The 20,198-nt window shown below is 46.2% G+C and carries 17 protein-coding genes and 1 pseudogene; 7 read left to right on the forward strand and 11 right to left on the reverse strand.

All coding sequences use genetic code 11. The features are described 5' to 3' along the window. Window positions 1–919 precede the first annotated feature (919 nt). The 4 genes from CKY02_RS10860 (at window position 920) to CKY02_RS10875 (ending at window position 6,536) form a co-directional block, all read left to right on the forward strand. Window positions 920–1,813 (forward strand): hypothetical protein, encoded by an 894-nt coding sequence (locus CKY02_RS10860; RefSeq protein ID WP_240002041.1) that lies wholly within the window; start codon window positions 920–922, stop codon window positions 1,811–1,813. A 526-nt stretch (window positions 1,814–2,339) separates the two neighbouring features. Next, on the forward strand, window positions 2,340–3,029 hold the full coding sequence (locus tag CKY02_RS10865; protein ID WP_112895296.1) for a hypothetical protein: 690 nt from the start codon (window positions 2,340–2,342) through the stop codon (window positions 3,027–3,029). A gap of 604 nt (window positions 3,030–3,633) precedes the next feature. Continuing rightward, window positions 3,634–5,004, forward strand: a complete 1,371-nt coding sequence (locus CKY02_RS10870) for an RCC1 domain-containing protein (protein ID WP_112895297.1) — start codon at window positions 3,634–3,636, stop codon at window positions 5,002–5,004. A 236-nt stretch (window positions 5,005–5,240) separates the two neighbouring features. Continuing rightward, window positions 5,241–6,536 carry an RCC1 domain-containing protein gene (locus CKY02_RS10875; RefSeq protein ID WP_112895298.1) on the forward strand — a complete coding sequence of 432 codons (1,296 nt, stop codon included), beginning with the start codon at window positions 5,241–5,243 and terminating at the stop codon, window positions 6,534–6,536. A 79-nt stretch (window positions 6,537–6,615) separates the two neighbouring features. Here CKY02_RS10875 and CKY02_RS10880 read toward each other — a convergent pair. After that, window positions 6,616–6,777, reverse strand: a pseudogene (locus tag CKY02_RS10880) (zinc ribbon domain-containing protein); the annotation flags it as partial. A gap of 459 nt (window positions 6,778–7,236) precedes the next feature. On the opposite strand from CKY02_RS10880, the gene gmk reads away from it, so the two are divergent. From gmk to spoT, 3 genes are read left to right on the forward strand one after another with little or no spacing between them, the layout of a single operon-like run. Then, window positions 7,237–7,860 (forward strand): guanylate kinase, encoded by a 624-nt coding sequence (gene gmk / locus CKY02_RS10885; RefSeq protein WP_036846173.1) that lies wholly within the window; start codon window positions 7,237–7,239, stop codon window positions 7,858–7,860. Window positions 7,861–7,914: 54 nt separating this feature from the next. Then, on the forward strand, window positions 7,915–8,190 hold the full coding sequence (rpoZ, locus tag CKY02_RS10890; protein ID WP_011144672.1) for a DNA-directed RNA polymerase subunit omega: 276 nt from the start codon (window positions 7,915–7,917) through the stop codon (window positions 8,188–8,190). 17 nt (window positions 8,191–8,207) lie between these two features. Beyond that, window positions 8,208–10,325 (forward strand): bifunctional GTP diphosphokinase/guanosine-3',5'-bis pyrophosphate 3'-pyrophosphohydrolase, encoded by a 2,118-nt coding sequence (spoT, locus tag CKY02_RS10895; RefSeq protein ID WP_011144671.1) that lies wholly within the window; start codon window positions 8,208–8,210, stop codon window positions 10,323–10,325. 27 nt (window positions 10,326–10,352) lie between these two features. On the opposite strand, the gene CKY02_RS10900 is transcribed toward spoT, so the two are convergent. The 10 genes from CKY02_RS10900 to CKY02_RS10945 all read right to left on the reverse strand — a co-directional run bounded on the left by CKY02_RS10900 (window position 10,353) and on the right by CKY02_RS10945 (window position 20,170). Continuing rightward, the gene (locus CKY02_RS10900) at window positions 10,353–10,721 is read right to left on the reverse strand and encodes a hypothetical protein (RefSeq protein ID WP_112895299.1); all 369 of its coding nucleotides are present in this window, start codon (window positions 10,719–10,721) and stop codon (window positions 10,353–10,355) included. Between the two features lie 33 nt (window positions 10,722–10,754). Further along, window positions 10,755–11,246, reverse strand: coding sequence for a CaiF/GrlA family transcriptional regulator (locus tag CKY02_RS10905; RefSeq protein ID WP_046974762.1), 492 nt, complete (start codon window positions 11,244–11,246; stop codon window positions 10,755–10,757). A gap of 131 nt (window positions 11,247–11,377) precedes the next feature. Then, window positions 11,378–12,685 carry a hypothetical protein gene (locus tag CKY02_RS10910; RefSeq protein WP_146747425.1) on the reverse strand — a complete coding sequence of 436 codons (1,308 nt, stop codon included), beginning with the start codon at window positions 12,683–12,685 and terminating at the stop codon, window positions 11,378–11,380. A gap of 168 nt (window positions 12,686–12,853) precedes the next feature. Further along, complete coding sequence (locus tag CKY02_RS10915; protein ID WP_240002042.1) at window positions 12,854–15,592, reverse strand: fimbria/pilus outer membrane usher protein; 2,739 nt, start codon at window positions 15,590–15,592, stop codon at window positions 12,854–12,856. Between the two features lie 75 nt (window positions 15,593–15,667). After that, the gene (locus CKY02_RS10920) at window positions 15,668–16,462 is read right to left on the reverse strand and encodes a fimbrial biogenesis chaperone (RefSeq protein WP_112895302.1); all 795 of its coding nucleotides are present in this window, start codon (window positions 16,460–16,462) and stop codon (window positions 15,668–15,670) included. Between the two features lie 36 nt (window positions 16,463–16,498). Continuing rightward, on the reverse strand, window positions 16,499–17,236 hold the full coding sequence (locus CKY02_RS10925) for a fimbrial biogenesis chaperone (protein WP_240002043.1): 738 nt from the start codon (window positions 17,234–17,236) through the stop codon (window positions 16,499–16,501). 62 nt (window positions 17,237–17,298) lie between these two features. Continuing rightward, the gene (locus CKY02_RS10930; protein WP_112895303.1) at window positions 17,299–17,985 is read right to left on the reverse strand and encodes a fimbrial protein; all 687 of its coding nucleotides are present in this window, start codon (window positions 17,983–17,985) and stop codon (window positions 17,299–17,301) included. A gap of 50 nt (window positions 17,986–18,035) precedes the next feature. Continuing rightward, the gene (locus CKY02_RS10935) at window positions 18,036–18,752 is read right to left on the reverse strand and encodes a fimbrial protein (RefSeq protein WP_112895304.1); all 717 of its coding nucleotides are present in this window, start codon (window positions 18,750–18,752) and stop codon (window positions 18,036–18,038) included. Window positions 18,753–18,819: 67 nt separating this feature from the next. After that, entirely contained in the window at window positions 18,820–19,461 is a 642-nt protein-coding gene (locus tag CKY02_RS10940) for a fimbrial protein (RefSeq protein ID WP_240002044.1), read from the reverse strand. Beyond that, complete coding sequence (locus tag CKY02_RS10945; RefSeq protein ID WP_112895305.1) at window positions 19,430–20,170, reverse strand: fimbrial biogenesis chaperone; 741 nt, start codon at window positions 20,168–20,170, stop codon at window positions 19,430–19,432. Before CKY02_RS10945 ends, CKY02_RS10940 begins: the two co-directional genes overlap by 32 nt. Window positions 20,171–20,198 lie beyond the last annotated feature (28 nt).

The raw sequence follows: 20,198 nt of genomic DNA on the forward strand, positions 1-20,198 counted from the left end.
GAGGTATAGGTGCTATGATAGGCATCACTCAGTCCGTGTTGGGGTTTGGGATTTTTCGCAATTGATCAGATCGCAAAAATCGGACTGAGTTCCCTCCAAGTGATCTATTATTTTGAAAAGTTATTTATTAGCTTACCTGCCCTCTGTTATTACCAAATTAAGTTACTCGTTCACGTAATAATAGTCATAAAGATGTATATCCCCGCTAAATCCCTCTGCCTAAATCTCATTATTACCACTCTTGTGATCTATCTGTGGAAAATAATCTAAAAACCACTACCAACAATCAGGTGTAGCATTAACCTAAGGTTATCAGCCGATAACTTTTTTCTATTAGATTTTTACTTAAATAATGTCTAATATTATTCATATCAGTAAAAATTCAGTTTAACCCGCAAGGGATAAGTCTTATGGCATAGGTTCCCCTGTGGGTAAAAGGTAAATCCAATATATACCCTATGGATTTCAAGATGCATCGCCATTCTGCACGCTACCATCTGAGTTTTTGGGATACGAATAGCCAAGGTTACATTGGCCGAGATGGTTTTCCATTCCGGTTTCAGCTCAATAAATAATAGTCATATTGAATTATCTCATGTGTATCAGCCAGCAATGGCTGATAAATCTAGCGGCGATAGTAATAGCAGAAAATGGTAGGCAAATATACCTAAAGGCTCGGAAAGCAACATAAAGTAATGCGGACAGTCAGTGCAAAGTGGTATTTGACTTGGGTTTCCTCCGATCAAGAGGAAGTGAATAAGAGCCGGAGTCCAGAGACTAATTGAACAAAACCTGTCATTAAGACAGATAACCTGTAGTGACGACCTGCACGGGTACCCGATGCAGAAAATAATAACCGGAAAAAGGGGAATCTCTGAAAGGCCGATGTCATTTGGCCGGGACGGGATTACAGCAATAAATGAAAATTTCTCACGTAACAACTGGGGAACTATCCCCATCTGAATATCCCATGAATGCGGGTAACACATTCATCAACAGAATGAAACAGGATATTGGCCGGATAACGGCACATTACCGCCAGTGGCCGGTATGGATGATGTGCGTGTCTGTAGGGGCGCTCTTTTCCACCTCGGTATTCGCCGCTGCTACACCCAATTGGAACCCAAGTTGGGCAATCAAAGCTCTCGGGAATCCGGTGATAAATGGGCAAGACAACAACGGTAAGCCAATTCGTTACCCAGAAGAGGGTACCAGTACCTTATTGAATGTCTTTCCACCAGTAAGAAATCATAATTTTCCAAAACCGGTAGGAAAAGAGATGATGCTAAAAGACGGCATGTTCTGGGTTAGAGCACAATACAGAATCTTCAAGGTGCCACATGTGGTTACAGGTAAGTATACCTGTAAGATGGTTGCCAAACGTAAAGATAGATCTCCAGGGGAAGCCACAGTGACCCTCTATACGGATGCTATCGTTGTCAATCCAGACATCTACTGGTTCAAGGGAGACAAAAACGTTATGGAATCTAACGTGAACGACCTGACTTACACAGTAAACTGCCTAGGGACCGGATTTTCATGGGAGCGTAAACCCGAAGAGAAATTTGAATTGGAAAGTAAGTGGGAAAACGGGGTACCGTCAATTGAAATGCAAGACACCTGCAATTGGATTCATAATGTTGCTTTCTGGACACCACCAGACAACAATCCGAATAATAGGTTTAAAGACCCAGCCATCCAGAAACCTACTAGTACGGGCAGTACGGGAAGTGCGAACCTAGCGAAGCCAGATCCCTGTGATAACCCAGATAATATATCCGGGGTGAGAAAGGCAGATAGCCGCAATAAATAAAAATCGTTAATAGAACAACCGGGGAGTAATCCCCGGTTGAGCACTCGAAGTACATTGGAAATAGATAACCCGTTTCCATAACGGTCAGTTTTTACGTAAACCATTTAAATATTACCATTCGAATATTAATTCCTCCAGACCTGCCTCATTCACGCTTAACCCTATTATTTATTTACTCGTTCGCGTTACTCTTTCAATACTTTCATTCGTATGACATCTCAATGTATGTGATATTTTCTTTACCGGAATACATCCGCCAAATTATCAACCAATCACTTCTTTCTACTATCTTTCTATGCAAATAACAGGTAATGTTATTCAGTGACAATATAGATCCGGCTTAACTCACAAGAGTAGGTTTTACCTTATCGATAGAAATGCCGCCACGGCAGTAAGAGCTAAAATCCAATGAGGTAACGTGTAGTGACAGCTTGCACGGGTACCCAGATACAGAAAATAATAATCGGAAAAAGGAGAATCTCTGAAAGGTCGATATAATTTAACCGGGAGGGGATTACAGCAATAAATGAAAACTTCTAAAGAATATTATGTTCATACGTATACACAACCTAGTCGACCTCAAATCACGAGTAATCCTCAAATCATAGACTGGGTTCCTGAAAAAGCCATTTTAGCTCTCGGAAACCCGAAGATATATGGGAAAGAGAATAACGATAAATTGGTTCGTTATCCGGAAAGTGGGACGAGTACCTTAGTCTTTCCTAAAGGTGATCCACATTTCGATTTTCCAGGGACACGTTTACCTGATACCGCAGTGTTAAAAGATATGATGTTCTGGATTAAAACGAAAAACCGAATCTTCATTGTTCCACATGTTGTTACAGGAAAGTACACTTGTGAGATAATAGCCTCCCGCAAAGATGGCCTGCCAGGAAAGGCCACCATAACACTTTATACGGATGCAATCGTTGAAAATAATGAGCCCCAATGGTTCAAAGGGGACAGTAACGTAATGGAGTCTAAGCTACTCGATCTGTGTTACGAAGTATCTTGCGAAGGAACGGGTTTTTCATGGCAGCGAAAACCTGAAGAGCAAGTTCAATTCGAAAATAACTGGGAAAATGGGGTGCCGTTAATTATAATGCAAGACAGCCAAGATATGCAAAATGTGATCTATAGCCTTGTGCTCTGGTCTGCACCCGTTGATTTAAATCCCAATTTTAAAGATCCTGCCATCTTTTTACCCAATGAATAAAATAATAACCAGCAGTAACTAAGAGTAAAGGTCATTTATCTGGGATGAAGTGATAGCAACACAATGAAAATCTTTAACCAGACAACCGGGGAACAATCCCCGGTTGAATATCCAATGAATACGGATAATATACTGAGTTATCATTCACCTTGTTTTTTATCAATCTGAAATATCACAATATTCAATTCAAGTTATTATACTGATTTTCCAATAAAAATTAAAAATGCGATAACTTCTCACTTCAAATGAGAAGTAAATAACCAATTACTGTAACTGTTAATATTTACACTAACCATTTAATATCATGACGTCGGGTTTAACTCTTCTGAGTCACATCATTCACGTTCAATCATATTATTCGTTTACTTTTTCATGTTATCCTTTCAATACTTTCATTCGTATAACACCTCAATTTATGTGATATTTTCTTTACTGGAATACATCCACAAAATTATAAACTGATCGTGTTTTTCTATTATCTTTTTATTCAAATAACAGGTAATGTTACCCAGTGGCAATATAAATCTAGCTTAACTCGCGATAAACCAATTTTATCTTATAGGTAAAAGCAAACCCAATATTAACCTTACTTAGGAGAGCCAATATGAACCAAAATGACCATCTCTCATCAAACATGGCTACCGGTGATCGTTTTATCCAGCAAAACCTAAAATCAGGCAGAGAAAGTAACTCTGGTGGCAATACCTCCATCGTCTCTATTGAATTGGCAGACGATTCGTTACCGGAAAATAACATTTCTATTAAATTGGAAACCGCCATGTTATTGCAAAATGGCAGAGTGATCACTTGGGGGGAAAAACAGTTTTATAAACAGGAAGTCCCGCCACCAATTGCCGAATTTGCCGAATTGCAAGGTATCGTCAGCCTAAGCGCAACACACTCTGCATTTGCAGGCTTGCAGGCAGATGGCCGCGTGTCTACCTGGGGTATATTCATCAATGGCCTACTCCCCTCAGAATCAGTGGATAAGATGAAGAATATTGTCAGCGTGAGTTCAATTCCAATAAGAGATGTTTTCACGGGCCTACGGGCGGACGGCAGCATAGTCTCTTGGGGAGCAGTGGATTTTTTAAACACGGCTCTGCCAAGAATGTGTGGATTATCGCTACACAATATCATCAGCCTAAGCACAACAGAGCAATCTTTTGCCGCCTTACGGGCAGATGGCAGCGTCGTCTCCTGGGGATTGGATTTTCTGCCAACCCCACCCGAAATTGCCGCATTAAAGGATATTGTCAGCCTACACTCAACAAATAATACTTTCGTGGCCCTACGAGCGAACGGCAGCGTTGTCTCTTGGGGTGTGGAAATTATCCCGCCAGAAATCGCCAAATTACAAGATATCGTTAGCATAACTACCAATTATGATTATGCCGCCGCCCTACGGGCAGACCACAGCGTCGTTTCCTGGGGGGGAATAGTGGTTCCACCCGAAATTGCCGCATTAAAGGATATTGTCAGTTTAAATGCCACACCGTATGCCTTTGCAGCCTTGCGAGCCGACCGCAGCATCGTTGCCTGGGAAGATGATATGGGCAGTGGCCTAATCCCACCCCCCGAAATTGCCGCATTAAAAGATATCGTCAGCCTACACTCAACAACAGGTTCATTATCGCGATTTACAGGCTCATTTGCAGTCCTACGGGAAAACCGCAGTGTGGTTGCCTGGGGAAACATCGACACCGGTGGAACATTACCACTTAAGATTGCTCAACTGAACGATATCGTCAGCCTGAGTGCAACATGTAGTGCTTTCGCAGCTCTGCGGGCAGATGGCAGCGTCGTTGCCTGGGGACAACCAAGTCGCGGTGGTTATGTGCCACCGGAAATTGCCAAGTTGAAGGATATCGTTAGCCTGAGCGCATCAAACTCTGCATTTGCAGCCTTGCGAGCAGATGGCCGCAGGGCAGGTTGGGGAGGAGGAGATACCAAAGCACATGGTGAATACGATTAATCAGTAAATGTGTTTTTTAGCAGGAGAGATGCTGGCCTGAAAATTGAGTTAATCCTCATAATCTCTTCACCTGTTATGAACGGGTTAACACACTGCGTTGACCGCCAGCAAATCAAATACCGCAATACAGGTGCTTACATCCTTTAAGCAGAAACCCAGTTTGACGGGGAAGAAATAGGTTTTGCGGCACAGAATTCCTACAAATAAATCCGATACAGCCTTATCAGGAGAGCAATATGAATCAACATAACGAGTTCTCATTCAGCACAGAGACCAAAGACACTTTTATCAAACAACGATCTGGAAGCAAAGCTATCAGCTATGGTAGCAATGGCGTCATAGACTCTAATAACTCTGGAACCGCCATATTATTACAGAATGGTCATATCGTTGCCTGGGGGGATACGGACCACGGTGGCGAACTCCCACCTGAGATTGCTGAACTGAACGATATTGTCAGTTTAAGTGCCACACAATACGCCTTTGCCGCCTTGCGAGCCGACCGTAGCGTCGTTACTTGGGGGGATGCGGGCTACGGTGGCAAAATCCCACCTGAGATTGCTCAACTGAACGATATTGTCAGTTTAAGTTCAACATATGCTGCTTTCGCCGCCTTGCGAGCCGACCGTAGCATCGTTACTTGGGGGGATGCAGGCTACGGTGGCGAACTCCCACCTGATATTACTCAACTGAACGATATTGTCAGTTTAAGTTCAGCATATGCTGCTTTCGCCGCCTTGCGAGCCGACCGTAGCGTCGTTACTTGGGGGGATGCGGACTACGGTGGCGAACTCCCACCTGATATTACTCAACTGAACGATATTGTCAGTTTAAGTTCAGCATATAAAAGTTTCGTCGCCTTTCGAGCCGACCGCAGCATTATTACTTGGACCAGTAGTCATAGTTATGTCCCATCAAGAACTGCTCAGCTGAATGATATTGTCAGTTTAAGTATAAATGATAATGCTTTTGCTGCCCTACGGGCAAACCGCAGCGTTGTTGCCTGGGGAGGGGGTTATAGCCATTATGTCCCATCAGATATTGCTCAGCTGACTGATATTGTCAGTTTAAGTACAAATGATGATGCTTTCGCTGCCCTACGGGCAAACCGCAGCGTTGTTGCCTGGGGAAGGAGTGATAGGAGGCATATCCCATCAAAAATTGCTCGGCTGAATGATATTGTCAGCCTAAGTTCGACAAATTCTGCTTTCTCGGCCTTACGGGCAAACCGTAGTGTCGTTGCTTGGGGAGATCTAGATAATGGTGGCATACTCCCACTCGATATTGCTCAACTGAACGATATCGTCGGCCTGAGTGCAACAAATTCTGCTTTCGCGGCCCTGCGGGCAGACCGTAGTGTCGTTGCCTGGGGGAAGCCAAGTACCGGTGGGTTTGTTCCACCCGAAATCGCTAAATTGCAGGATATTGTCAGCGTAGACTCATCGGGGAGCGCCTTTACGGCTTTGCGAACAAATGGCAAACGAGTTGGCTGGGGAGGCGGGGATATTAAAGCACATGGTGAATACGATTAATTGCCGATTAAGCCATACTCTTTCATTGTAACCCGGTGACTGCTCCCCGCCGTAAAAAAACAGCGAGGCTTCCCACTTCTCAGGTCGCAACCGTCTTTATGACGGATTTACGCTGGCCTCCGAGGGCAGAAACGACAAGTCCCGCCGCCTGTAATGCTGTTATGCCCTTGCGCTGGATGTTGATCGCCGCATTGATATCGCGGTTATGTTCGACTCGACAGCAAGGGCATTGCCAGATCCGCCCGCTCATGGACTGCCGCCAGACGTAATCGGGCCTTACCGCGGTTAGCGCTGCCCTTTTAAGACAGTAAAAACGCTCAAAATAACGCGCTTTTTCATCTCAATGCGTCGGATATTATAGTGCTTCTTAACAATTAAAACTCCTTGAGAAATTAGCCATCAGCGGAACTCACTGTATTTCACCCATGCCTCCTTTTCGACCAAACGATGGTGACACATAAAACAGCAAATACAACATTTTTGTTTCATTCAACAACAGTTGTGATAATACATAGAGCAAAATTTTAACTAAAGAAGTCAACCCTTGGCGATACAAAATATCCATTGGCAATTTTTCCCCTAAGAAAATTTCGGCGGAAATGCATCAGCAACGCGACATGTGTGAATGGGTACGTGTATACTGTTATAAGAATTTTATTCTGCCTTATTTAATTATTATCCAATCAACCAAGATACCACCATGATCCAAGGCACGTTATATATTGTCTCCGCGCCAAGCGGAGCGGGTAAATCAAGCCTGATTCAGGCTTTGTTAAAGACTCAACCTCTGTATGATACTCAGGTTTCTGTTTCCCATACCACACGTGCAATGCGTCCCGGTGAAAATCAGGGTGAGCACTATTTCTTTGTCACCGAAGAAGTATTTCGTCAGATGATCAGTAACCATGAATTTCTGGAACACGCCCGTGTTTTCGGTAATTATTACGGCACATCCCGAAAAGTGATTGAAGACACCCTTGCCAGTGGGGTTGATGTTTTTCTTGATATTGATTGGCAAGGAGCGCAGCAGATCCGCAAACAAATGCCCTCTGCCCGCAGCATTTTTATCCTGCCGCCGTCAAAAGAAGAGCTTTGTCGCCGTCTGCGCGGTCGAGGGCAGGATAGTGAAGATATTATTGAAAAACGCATGGATCAAGCCGTTGCAGAAATGGTTCACTATAACGAGTATGATTATTTAATCGTTAATGATGATTTCAATACTGCATTGGCCGATCTGCACACCATCATCCGTTCAGAACGCCTGCATCGGGAGCGCCAGGCACAACGGCATGATGCTTTAATCAGCAAATTATTGGCAGACTGAACCAAGTTTCAGTATGATGCCCAGTCATTTCTTTACCTGTGGAGTCGCACACATATGGCACGCGTAACTGTTCAAGACGCTGTAGAAAAAATTGGTAACCGTTTTGACCTGGTGTTGGTCGCCGCTCGTCGAGCACGTCAACTACAAACAGGTGGTAAAGATCCTCTGGTTGCTGAAGAGAACGATAAAGTCACGGTTATCGCTCTGCGTGAAGTGGAAGAGGGCCTGATCAACGGTAAAATTCTGGACGTACGTGAACGCCAGGAACAACAAGAGCAGGAAGCCGCAGAAATGCAGGCGGTTTCCGCTATCGCGGAAAGTCGTCGTTAATCTACGGTAGGTCTGCCTTGTATCTGTTCGAAAGCCTGAATCAGCTTGCCCAAAAATACCTGCCCGGGGCTCAGATTGAGCTCCTCAAGCAGGCTTACTCTGTTGCGCGGGATGCCCATGAAGGGCAAACCCGTACCAGCGGTGAACCTTACATTACTCATCCTGTCGCAGTTGCCTGCATTTTAGCCGAGATGCGTCTCGACCATGAAACGCTGATGGCCGCCTTGTTGCATGATGTTATTGAAGACACGCCCGCCACCTTTCAGGATATCGCCCAGCCTTTCGGCCCGGTGGTTGCCGGGTTAGTCGAAGGGGTCTCCAAACTTGATAAGCTGAATTTCCGCGATAAAAAAGAGGCACAAGCGGAAAATTTCCGCAAAATGGTCATGGCAATGGTGCAGGATATCCGCGTCATTTTGATCAAACTGGCGGACCGTACCCACAATATGCGCACGCTCGGCGCGTTACGTCCAGATAAGCGCCGCCGTATCGCCCGGGAAACGTTAGAGATCTACAGCCCCTTAGCCCATCGTTTGGGTATCCATCATCTGAAAACAGAGTTAGAAGAGCTGGGGTTTGAGGCCCTTCACCCTAACCGCTACCGGGTTATCAAAGAAGTGGTAAAAGCGGCCCGGGGTAACCGTAAGGAGATGATCCAGAAAATTCTGTCTGAAATCGCAGGCAGGCTGACTGAAGCCGGCATTGAATGCAAAGTCAGCGGCAGGGAAAAACATCTCTATTCTATTTACCAGAAAATGCACCTCAAAGAGCAACGTTTTCATTCGATTATGGATATCTATGCTTTTCGGGTCATCGTTAATAATGTTGATATCTGCTATCGGGTTTTGGGGCAGATGCACAGCCTGTATAAACCCCGCCCGGGCAGAGTCAAAGATTACATTGCCATCCCTAAGGCCAATGGCTATCAATCCCTGCACACTTCCCTGATTGGCCCTCATGGGGTGCCAGTCGAGGTCCAGATCCGCACCGAGGATATGGATCAAATGGCTGAAATGGGCGTCGCGGCACACTGGGCTTATAAAGAACAAGGTGAATCCGGTACCGCCGCGCAAGTTCGTGCTCAGCGCTGGATGCAAAGTCTGCTGGAACTACAGCAAAGTGCCGGCAGCTCTTTTGAATTTATCGAAAGTGTTAAATCTGATCTGTTTCCTGATGAGATTTACGTTTTTACCCCAAAAGGGCGCATTGTGGAATTACCCGCCGGCGCGACCCCGGTTGATTTTGCTTACGCCGTACATACCGATATTGGTCACGCCTGCGTTGGCTCACGGGTTGATCGCCAGCCATATCCATTATCTCAGTCTCTTACCAGCGGCCAAACCGTTGAAATTATTACCGCGCCGGGTGCTCGCCCAAATGCCGCCTGGCTGAACTTTGTCGTCAGTTCAAAAGCCCGCGCTAAAATTCGTCAACTGTTGAAAAATCTTAAGCGGGAAGACTCCATTGGGCTGGGGCGTCGCCTGTTAAATCACGCGTTGGGTAGTGGGAAGAAACTGGTTGATATTCCACCGGAAAGTATCAATAAAGAATTGACGAGAATGAAACTCTCGACAATAGACGATCTGCTGGCTGAAATCGGGCTTGGCAATACCATGAGTATCGTCGTCGCCCGTAATTTGCTAGGCGCGCCACCAGAAAATACCACAAATACCTATCACAACAATGGCGCTCGTAAATTACCCATCAAAGGCGCTGACGGTGTGCTGATTACGTTTGCCAAATGTTGCCGGCCCATCCCCGGTGACCCTATCATCGCCCATATCAGTCCCGGCAAAGGGTTGGTTATCCACCATGAGTCTTGCCGTAATATCCGTGGTTATCAGAAAGAACCCGAAAAATTTATGGCCGTCGAGTGGGATCAAGAGATCAATAACGATTTCACCGCCGAAATAAAAGTGGACATGTTTAACCATCAAGGGGCGCTGGCAAATCTGACCGCCGCCATTAATGCAGCCAATTCCAATATTCAGAGTATGAATACCGAAGAGAAAGACGGCCGGGTTTACTGTGCTTTTATCCGGCTCACGACTAAAGACCGTATTCAATTAGCGAATATTATGCGCAAAATTCGGATCATGCCGGATGTGATGCGAGTCAGTCGTAACAGAAACTAAACCGGATAGCTCGTGCAAATCAGCAGGTCAACAGCCAGCGGCGCTGTCTACCGGTGATGACGTCGCCGGATATGGGGCTGGCGGCATATCATCCTGGTTATCAAAGAACAGACCAATCAATACTGAATCAACCTCATTCAGTATGCGGTCTAACCAACCCTCCCCATCCACACCAAACATCAATACCAGCCCGATAGCGATAAATAACAGTGGCAAGATCCATGTTCGGCACCAATACGCTAACAGCATACGGGGATACCGCGAGTAGCGAATTTTGTTGCCCAATAAAAACCCACAGACGGCCAACAATATGATCCCGACAACCAGTGCCATCCGACTTATCAGCATCCCATAAGGCATCACACACAGAACCGATAAAAACTCATCTCCCATCATGGTCCCGCCAGACAGCCTCATGTGTGATACGACTCAGAAGATAAACGGACCACTAGCCCGCTGCAAAAACCAAGTGCGCATATGATTAGCTTGTGATGATGTCCGGGAGCGCGTCGATTTCACCGTTTTCGTTACCGACGCCTGACCCTTCTGAGGCATGGGTTCAACGACGGCCGTAACAATCAGCATCTGCCGGCGACTTCCCTGCTTCTCACGAAAGAAGACTTTTTCACAGGCGATCACATCACGTCGCTCATTGTAGATATAATTCATCACATCTGTTGCCCGGCGTTCTGTCACTCGGAACACCTGACTGATTTCACTTTTGGTAAATCCACTCCCCTTCAATAATCCCCAATACGCGACTGCCATGTACAACGGTGTATCCTTCAAATGAGACAAACAGGCTGGCAGCCGAAAATCCCCATGATTACTTTGTTTGCCGGTAATAGTCTGACCTCCAGGCAAATCGGTCTGGCTGCCGCTTATCTGAAGCAGCATTGAATCATTAACATTGATTGTCATTTTACTCTCCACTGGTGACTAACGGGTCAATTTGTTACCACATGAGAAATGAAATAGTGCGATTTATTGAGATGAAATACCTATGGCGGCTAAGCCACCATGCCATATTTAAATACCTTGCCAGCGCAGCGTTATTTCATGACTAGAGTTGCCTCCATAGACGTTTTGAACTCACCAGAAAGCTTGGGGTCTATCGCCTTCGTTTGCCAAAGCTGCACAGAAAACCTGTTGAGAGAATGATGAGAATAATACACTACATTTTTTTTAATTTTTTTCACGGCTGACTTATCATCTACAGTAAAAACCAGCACACTTTTAGGGTCAGTCTCTGAACCAAATGTTACTGGCTGACCAATCTGGTTGCCGCCTACAAGCTTAGTCTGTATGCCTAGAACTCGCGGCAACACTTTTATCGCCAACGCGTTATCGAAGTCCTTACCCCCAGTCTCACTCTTGGTGTTCATCACTATACTTTTACCATCAACACCTAGATACTCGGTAGAAAAATTCACAATGGCTACGCCTGTATCGTCCTTATTGGGTGTATCGCATACAACACTTAGCAATAGATCAAATATCCCTACCGTTGCCCGGTGTAACTCTTTTGGGAATATCGCGTCCGACGGCTCCCGGCGAATCTCTCCGAAATCAAAATCCTCACTAGACTCACTTTCAAAAATACACGCCGGAGGGGATATCACTGTTACAGGGTCTTTGATAGTCGGAAGAATTGGTCTGGACCACCACATAAAATCCCTTCCACCAATTAAAATACCCACAGGTGCATCAACACTCTGGGTTTCGAATTCAACTTTTTCATCGGCCTTTCGCTCCCATGAAAAATCTACCCCTTGACAAGACACATCAAAAGAAAGGTCACTTAGTTTTGCCTTTGCTACACTCTCATCATCCTGATTACCAGTAGTTCTCGCCACGAGCGCTACTGGTGATTTAGAATACTTTGTCCCTGTACCATCGATATCCACCGTCATGTTTTCCTTGGGAATGGCTACTCCTGGACGACCATTTGTAAATTTGGCTTCAATTGAGCATTCGTAACGGCCTGAAACCACTCTCGGGACTTTAAAAATTTCCCCGTGCCCTGCTTTGAGCTGGAACTTGACCTGATCCAACGTTTCACTACTACCCCACTTCATAGACAGTGTTGGAAACACATCTTTTAAGGTCGCTTTACCCGTTGCCGGATAAGTGATTGTTCCGTCACTCCACTTTACCTTTCGAGCAGGCCCCAGAGCTTCAATGGCGCGATCAGCATTCCAATTTATTTTCGACGAGGCGAACAGTGTGGGAGAAGAAAAGATACCCACGGATAGGCATATCATTCCCACCCATATCGGCATCGACCACCAGCGACAATGAACCACCATCCAACTCATATTCTGTTTTATCTTGTTAATAAATGTCTTATTCGTCTTCATCGGCTGCCCAACCGGGAGTAACTTCCCAGTTGTCCTGTTAGAAATTTTCATTCGTTGATACACCCCATCCCGACCAGATTACATCCGCCTTTCAGCGGGCCCTCTTCCTAATAATTATGGTTTTCCCCATTAGGTTGTCAGTGCAGAACCACAACACATTGCCTCATCTTAACGACAGGTTTCGTTCAATTGCCTCATTGGATTCCAGCGTTTATCTGCCTTCGCCTTTACCGGAGGGGGCCCCAGGTTAAATGCCACCTCGCACTGCTTGTCCGGTGTACTGCCCCACTTCACTTTCAGTACCCCGCTGGGTGGCATACCACTCAGGTACACTTGTCCACCCTCCCCGACTATCGCGGCCAGATTTGTGTCTGTATCCCCTTTAAGCCCCGCCATTGCCCCAAACGGCACAGGCTTACCGTTATAGGTCAAATTCATCAGCAACTGCTGCCCAATACGCACGGGGTAATCCACCATCACAACCGCGCCACTCGTCGGGAATACGTTTTTGCTACCCTGTGCCATGTCAGCCCCTTCCGGCAGCGATGACGGATCTAAACTGATACTATTACGGCTGTACGTCTGGGCATAAGGCACAACCGCATATCCCCAGCGATTAGTAGTCACCGAACTGGAATTCATCACACGAATACCTGCAACCCCCGATGTCCGCACTAATACAGCAGCATCACCAATACGCGATGCCAAAGTAACACCATGCTGATGTGCAATCAGTCCTCCACTAAACCCGTAGTTCACACCACGTCCCCCCCATGAATCGTAGTTGTATCCCAAGTTGGCTTGCCCAAAGGAACCAAGATATCCCATTGACACTGACCCGCTGCGCCCTCTCCCTTTATTCGCCTGACTCTGCGATACGTTCCAAGACAGACTATTATCATCCAGCACCGATCCGCCTATGCCCAACTGGTTATTATTGCGTCCCGTACTGTCACGGGAAAAACTATAGTTAGCATACGCATTATTCAGCGCCGCATAGGAGCCAAACAGACTCAGTGGAACATTTACGTTCAACGAAATTTGCCGGTTCTCAGGCCAGTCACCGTTACCGCGCATGCGATCAATGCTGTAATTAAGCCCCCAGCCCACACGGTAGAAAGAACCATTCAATCCCATCGATAGTGTGGTGTTAGTTTTAGAGCTTCCCCAGTAGTTATCCCGCTGACCACTGAGCCACAGAGAATAGTTACCGGGCAATGACTGGCTCAGTCGCATCTGCCAACTACTGCGTCGCCGCTCAGACATCCAAGAAGGGAGTTCTCCCCAAACACTGTAGCCTTGAGTGTTCGCATCCGAAAAACTCAGGTAATTACGTGTGGAATAGCGGTACGCGGTTAAATCCACCGTCGTGCCAGTGGTCAGCATACTTTTCGAATATTTAGCGCGGTAAGATTCCCCACGCAGGATGTCAGGCGTATTTTGTAACCGAGTCCGGGAAGTCGTGATATCCGCAGATAACGCCCCCATCATGCCCAGAGAGAGCCCGGTTCCCAGCGCCGCGGATTGGTACGATTGCGCCACCAGGCCACCACCGTATAACGTGACGTTACCAGGCAGACCGTAAATCATCGAGGCCATACCAAACACCGGCTTACGTATGCCACTGCCATATCCACTACTGTAATAACGCCCGGCGGCCACTTCGTACTTGAATTGCCCCTGCCGCAACATCATAGGCAGACTGGAATAAGCCTGAGTGAACCCATGGTGAGTACCATCGGCCTCAGTTATCGTTACCTGCAAGTCGCCTCCGACACTGCTGCCCACCAAGTCTGTGATACGAAATGGACCGGGTGCCACATTGGTTTGATAAATCACACTGCCATTCTGCGTCACCGTAATCTGAGCATTGGATTTAGCTATCCCACTGATAATCGGCGCAAAACCACTCAGCCTGCCGGGCATCATCGGGTCACTAGTGGCAAGCCCAATACCACGATAAGGAAAACCATCAAATACCTGACCTGCCACACTACCGGTCGAGGTATCCCCTATCGTCAGATCACTGCGTAACGCCACCACGTCCCGCTGCAAATAGGTTTGCTGAAAGTTCCAACGTTGCTGGGATTCGGTCGTTTTTTTCACTGCGTCATTGAATGAGTCATACCGGTTATAAGTTTGACTGCTATAAGAATAAGTAGCCGTATTACGAAGACGCCAGGCCCCCAGATTCAATCTAGAATTGAAGTTACCGAACAGACTCTGACTAGTCTGTTTATTACCAAATTGTGAGCGTTGATTCTGGCTGCCATTGATGCTGTAGTTCAGTAAAAAAGCCGGAATGCCCTCCTGCCATAACTTCGGATCAACCAGGCCATTCGTTGAAGGCTTCATCGCTATTTGGGGTACGCTCACATTCAGCCGCATCTGGGAAAAGTTCAAGCGGGCCGCCGCTTGGGGAATCAATTTACCCAACGGACTCTCTATCGGCTTATCCACCGGCAATGCTTTCAACGCTGGTATGCCGCTGATATTAACACCCGCCGCTTCCAACAAATTTGGGGTAAGTACCGGCGTCAGCTCGGCATTATCCTCGCTATGACGCTGGAACGTAATATCACGCGTATCAAAAAAAGTACCATTCACGTAGATATCAACACGGTAAGTTCCCGGTGCCTGACCTCCTACGGTCTCAAACTGTGATAAATCTACCGGTTGACCGGAATTCGAACCAAAGCCCAATAAAGCCGGATCAAAATAATCACGCGCTGTTGCATGAGCGCTCCATCCCGTCAGAAATACCAGCATCACCCGACAAAAAACGAGAGAACCCCCCATTTGGTGCCTTGATAGGGTAAGAGAAGTAGAAATACCTTGATTTACACAACGACAACAAGTAAACGGCCGTTTTGAACGACAGCTTATTGCCGGAATCAACACTTTCATTCTTAATTACCATCTCTTATTTAACATATAGAGGTTCATTGCTCATATCTATTCTGTCGATATCTTGCAACATCGCTATTGACCACTGCCGGATACGGCAATAGATCTACTCTCTTCATCAGTGTCTAACCCAAACTCATCAATAGCACGCCACGATACAGTGACATGACTACCAGGAGACACTTTACCTGCCGGCAGCGACCAGCTCTGCTGACCAAAGGGTGGCACCATCCTAAACAAATCCTTGCCCGGTACAGCAAACGAACTTACCTGCAAAGTCTGCAACGTTATCCAAAACGGTGACGGATTAGTCAGCATCACGACATCCTCTTTTACTGACGCGCTTAACTGTTTCACCGCACCGGCAACCCCCTCTTTTGGTATCCCTTCAGGACGGTAGAACAATTTCACCGCCAGAGCTGTCACCATTTTCATCTTGCCAGAGCCATCTCTAGATACTGGTAATTGTTTCTCAGAAGGCAACATATGCAGATTCAGAAAGAACAGAGATTCTCGATCTTTCGGCAAAACCCCACCAATACGAAGGATTTTCAACACCAGCCGTTCATCTGCCCCCACCTTCGCAATCGGCGGAATAACGATAAATGGTGCCTTAGCCCCCAGCGGTAAACCGGTCTCTGGGTTTAGTTCTTGTACGATTGACTGAATGAGATAATTGTTGTCGCTGTTATTAATGAGTGTCGAAGAGACTCCGTTGCTGGATGATTCAGGATAAATCACACGAGTGTCATTGAGATGCAACCCCTTCAGACTCTCTGCCGCCCTGAGTGGCAATACCGGTAATATTATTGCCAGAACACATGACACAGTTATAACGATCTGTTTTATTGAAATATTACGCTCCACCATGTCATGCTCTTCCAATTTCAAAATATAAAAACATACTTAGTCGGCCCGTAACGTACCGCTCTGTAGTCTACTCACTCCACCGGCATCGGTGATCATCGACCATGTCACCTTACTTCCCACTTTACCTGCTAAGGAAAAAGTCATCTGGCCGAAAGGGGCCAACATTGACGGGGCTTTGTTAAGATCTACTGCCTTGCCGTCAAGTTTCAATTGGGCAAAAGTCTGGTAATACGGTGTTGGGTTAGTCACTACGACAGTATTGCCTGCTCGTATAAATGTCAGTCGGCTATAGGCTTGCTCCGGTGTCATCGGCAGCTTATCTGGCCGGTAGATAAGTTTAACATTCATCCCCAGCGCAATAGACAGAGATGCACCAATCTCTCTTGGTTTCCCATTGCCATTGGCCTTGCTCTCATCTAGTGTTTTTTTCGCCGGAATCGCATTAATACGAAAACGAAACAGAGACTCTCGATCAGCTGGGAAATCACCACCGGTACGTATAACACGCATCACGTTCAAGCTATTACCCTCCATGCGAAACAACGGAGGCAACACGGTAAACTCCGATGAACGGGTATTTGAGTTATCTCCCGGAGTCACAGCAGCTTGTATTAGATACACCTCATCGCCTGAATTCTGCAATGACATGCTTTGCACCTTGTCGCCCTGATGATAAATAATACGTGTCTTCCTCAACATAAGACCCGCATGTGCTGGTGACGATGCCATAACCGCCCATATCGCCAGCATTCCCATGACTATCATCTTTTTCATATATCCCACTTCATCTCAGAGAATCAGATAAAATCCCTTGAATACACCCGGCTTAACACCATCTACTGATACACGAACTCAAAATGTATATTCACATTCGCTATTCCTCCGCATAATACATTGGTATCGTTACTCTCTGTTTTACAGGTTACTGGATTATTTATATCGCCCAGACCTCCTACATACGCCCTGAACCTCCTCATTGCTCCCTCCAATTTCCCACCATTTCCTTTTACACTGTCTGAGAGGTCTACCCTATACGGGTGAGCCTCATCCTTTACCTGTACAAACTTGTTAGTTTTTTCGTCTAATATCCTAACTCCTACTCCTTTGGCAGTAGAATAATTATCCATGAAAAGCTCCGGATCTGTTATGGCAGGCACATCACTCCATATGTAGAGAGCGGGTCTTGATTCGCCTAGATCACAGTCACTAAACATAAAGTTCAGTTCCACGGGATCTCTTGCGATATATTTGCTATTTCTGAGTTCACTGGCATAGACCGGAGCGAAATACTCATTATAAGACTCGGCAAAGCTGGACCCATTCATACTCAACACACAGGTCGGAGGCAATAACATGCCTCTGAAAATGATTGTACGCTCCGTATCCTTATCCGCCTGCACTGGAAAAGTCGTCACACAACCGATGGTCCATCCAATCAGCATCATGAAGAGCAACACATATTTTGCCCTGCTGTGATATGTCATTAATTCACTGTTTATAAGATTGCTATTTTTCGTTTTCATCTAACTCTTTTCGCCTCTCCCAATTTTTATCATCCGTGATAAATCACACCTCACCGATAAGAAAATGTAAATGTGACGTGCGCAATCAGCGTGCCGGGTTGAATAACCTTACTATCTCTTCCACGTGCAATTGCTACCGTTACATCAGCCTCACCACTGCCCTCATCAAATTCAACCGGAACCTTGATTTTGCGATGATTTGTTACCAAATCATCATTCAGCCCTATTTCCTTCTTTTCTTCTCCGATTAAAATAATAAACCCCAGCCCCTCAGAGGCCCCAGGATCACCGGAACTAGGATCACTAAATATTGAACCATGTTCAGCGTCGATGGTATTTCCAGATACAGTGAGAAGGGGGACAAAGCCCACACTATCCGGATCGCCACAATTCGTTAATTTCAGCTTAAATGACTTGGTGGCTGATACATCCCCTTCATGACTAAACTTTGCCGCCAGCAGGGAACCAAAATTCAGCTCCGAACCCTTCATATCACCACCATCGATCTCTATGTCGCAAGGATCAGGATAAACAACTACATTCAGCTGTACGTTTACCCCACTCGTCCTCGTCGGTGGGTACTTGGGCCCGGTCTTGGACTTGGGGTCATCAGCCATGACGCTGCTTGCCAGGAACAGCAGAACCATTACAGAACTCCAGCAGAAGCAGCGCATCACAACCTGCAATACCGGGTTTCTACCCTTGGGCAGGAAGGTAGACGGGTCATTCAGCCTGCTTTTTTTTTGTTCTGTCGCTGTCCCAAACATCGTGCTCACCTCAAATTAACCCTATCACTCTTCTGTTAACGCGATATCACGCTGCAATGCCGATACATCAACGATAATTAAACGTAAACGTCAGTGTAGCCTTGATTTTTCCTGCCTTTTTGCAGACCGCTACCGTCTGCCCGCCTGCCAAAGCACATACCAGTGAAAATCTCACCGGCACAGTAGGCGTTTTATCGTTTACGATTGTGCCTTTATTAGCCAGATAAAACGGTTCATCGTCCTTTAAATCTGGGGACCATTCTGTTCCACTAAACTTCTTCAATTGCACAGTGATGCCCACTGCCGTTGAAGCTTCGTTTTTTTCATCTGCCCCTTTATCACGAAACAAGCTCTTATCATTCGTACCAACATGATTTCCGGTAACGGTAATCGTGGGAGTAATACTGTTGCTATTGACCACACTCGTGCAATTTCTCAGCGTAATCTGAATTTCCCTGTTAACTTTTCCTAATACCAAGTCTGCAAACTGCACTATGCCCAGCTCGATATTATTGCTGTCCACAATGACATCACACGTGCCTTGCGTAATTTCGGCCCTAAATGTGGCCTCGGCAGTACTCGCTGCCCATAAGGGGCCAGAAGAGAGCCACAGAACCCCACCCATGCCGACGTAATTCAGGTACCTGCGTAGATGCTGAACCCTTGAGATACCGGCTTTACTGAATTTCACCATTGAAGTTCTCTCCACCGCCGAGATCGCTGATCACCGCCCATTCCACCTTCTTTTTATTCTGACTATTCTGAGCGGGATAAACATGGGTGCTGAAAGGTGCCAACATTTGCGGATGACTGTCAGAAAACTTCACCGGTACCCCATCAACTTTGATCTGGGTAAAGCTGATGTGATAAGGCGAATTATTACTAACTTGAACGCCACCGGGAGCATGGGTAAAACGCAGCGCTTTGTATGCCAGCTCTGGCGTACCCACCAACCCCGTTGGCCGATAAAATAGTTTGATGGTATTGCCGATGGCATAGACTACTCCACCCGCAATCTTGTCACCTTCAAGACGCTGCCCAGAAGGCTTACTGCTGGGAATAGCAGCAGCATTAAAATAAAAGACACTCTCCCGGTCAGTCGGCAACTTGCTGGTATCACCTAAGATGTGCAGGACATTGGTTCCCTTAGGGTCCAAACGAAATAAAGGAGGCGTGACGTAAAATGGTGTTTTACCCTTGCCATCAACGGTGCGAGTAATTTTAGTTGTCACTAGGTAAGGGATATTGGTTGTTGTATTGTGCACCGATACCGTTGCTCCAGCTTTATCCTGTAAGAAAATAATGCGTGTAGCATCGATGCCAAATCCGCCTTCAGCCCAGCTCTGTGACGCGAACAAAAACGCGCTCAATACCAAGCCTTTTATTATGATGTTGGGAAGTCGGAGTTTATTAATCATCTTTTGTTTCTCATATCTTGGCTCAGTC

Origin of the sequence: Photorhabdus bodei, assembly GCF_003287735.1 — a bacterium.
GTDB classification, from domain to species: domain Bacteria; phylum Pseudomonadota; class Gammaproteobacteria; order Enterobacterales; family Enterobacteriaceae; genus Photorhabdus; species Photorhabdus kayaii.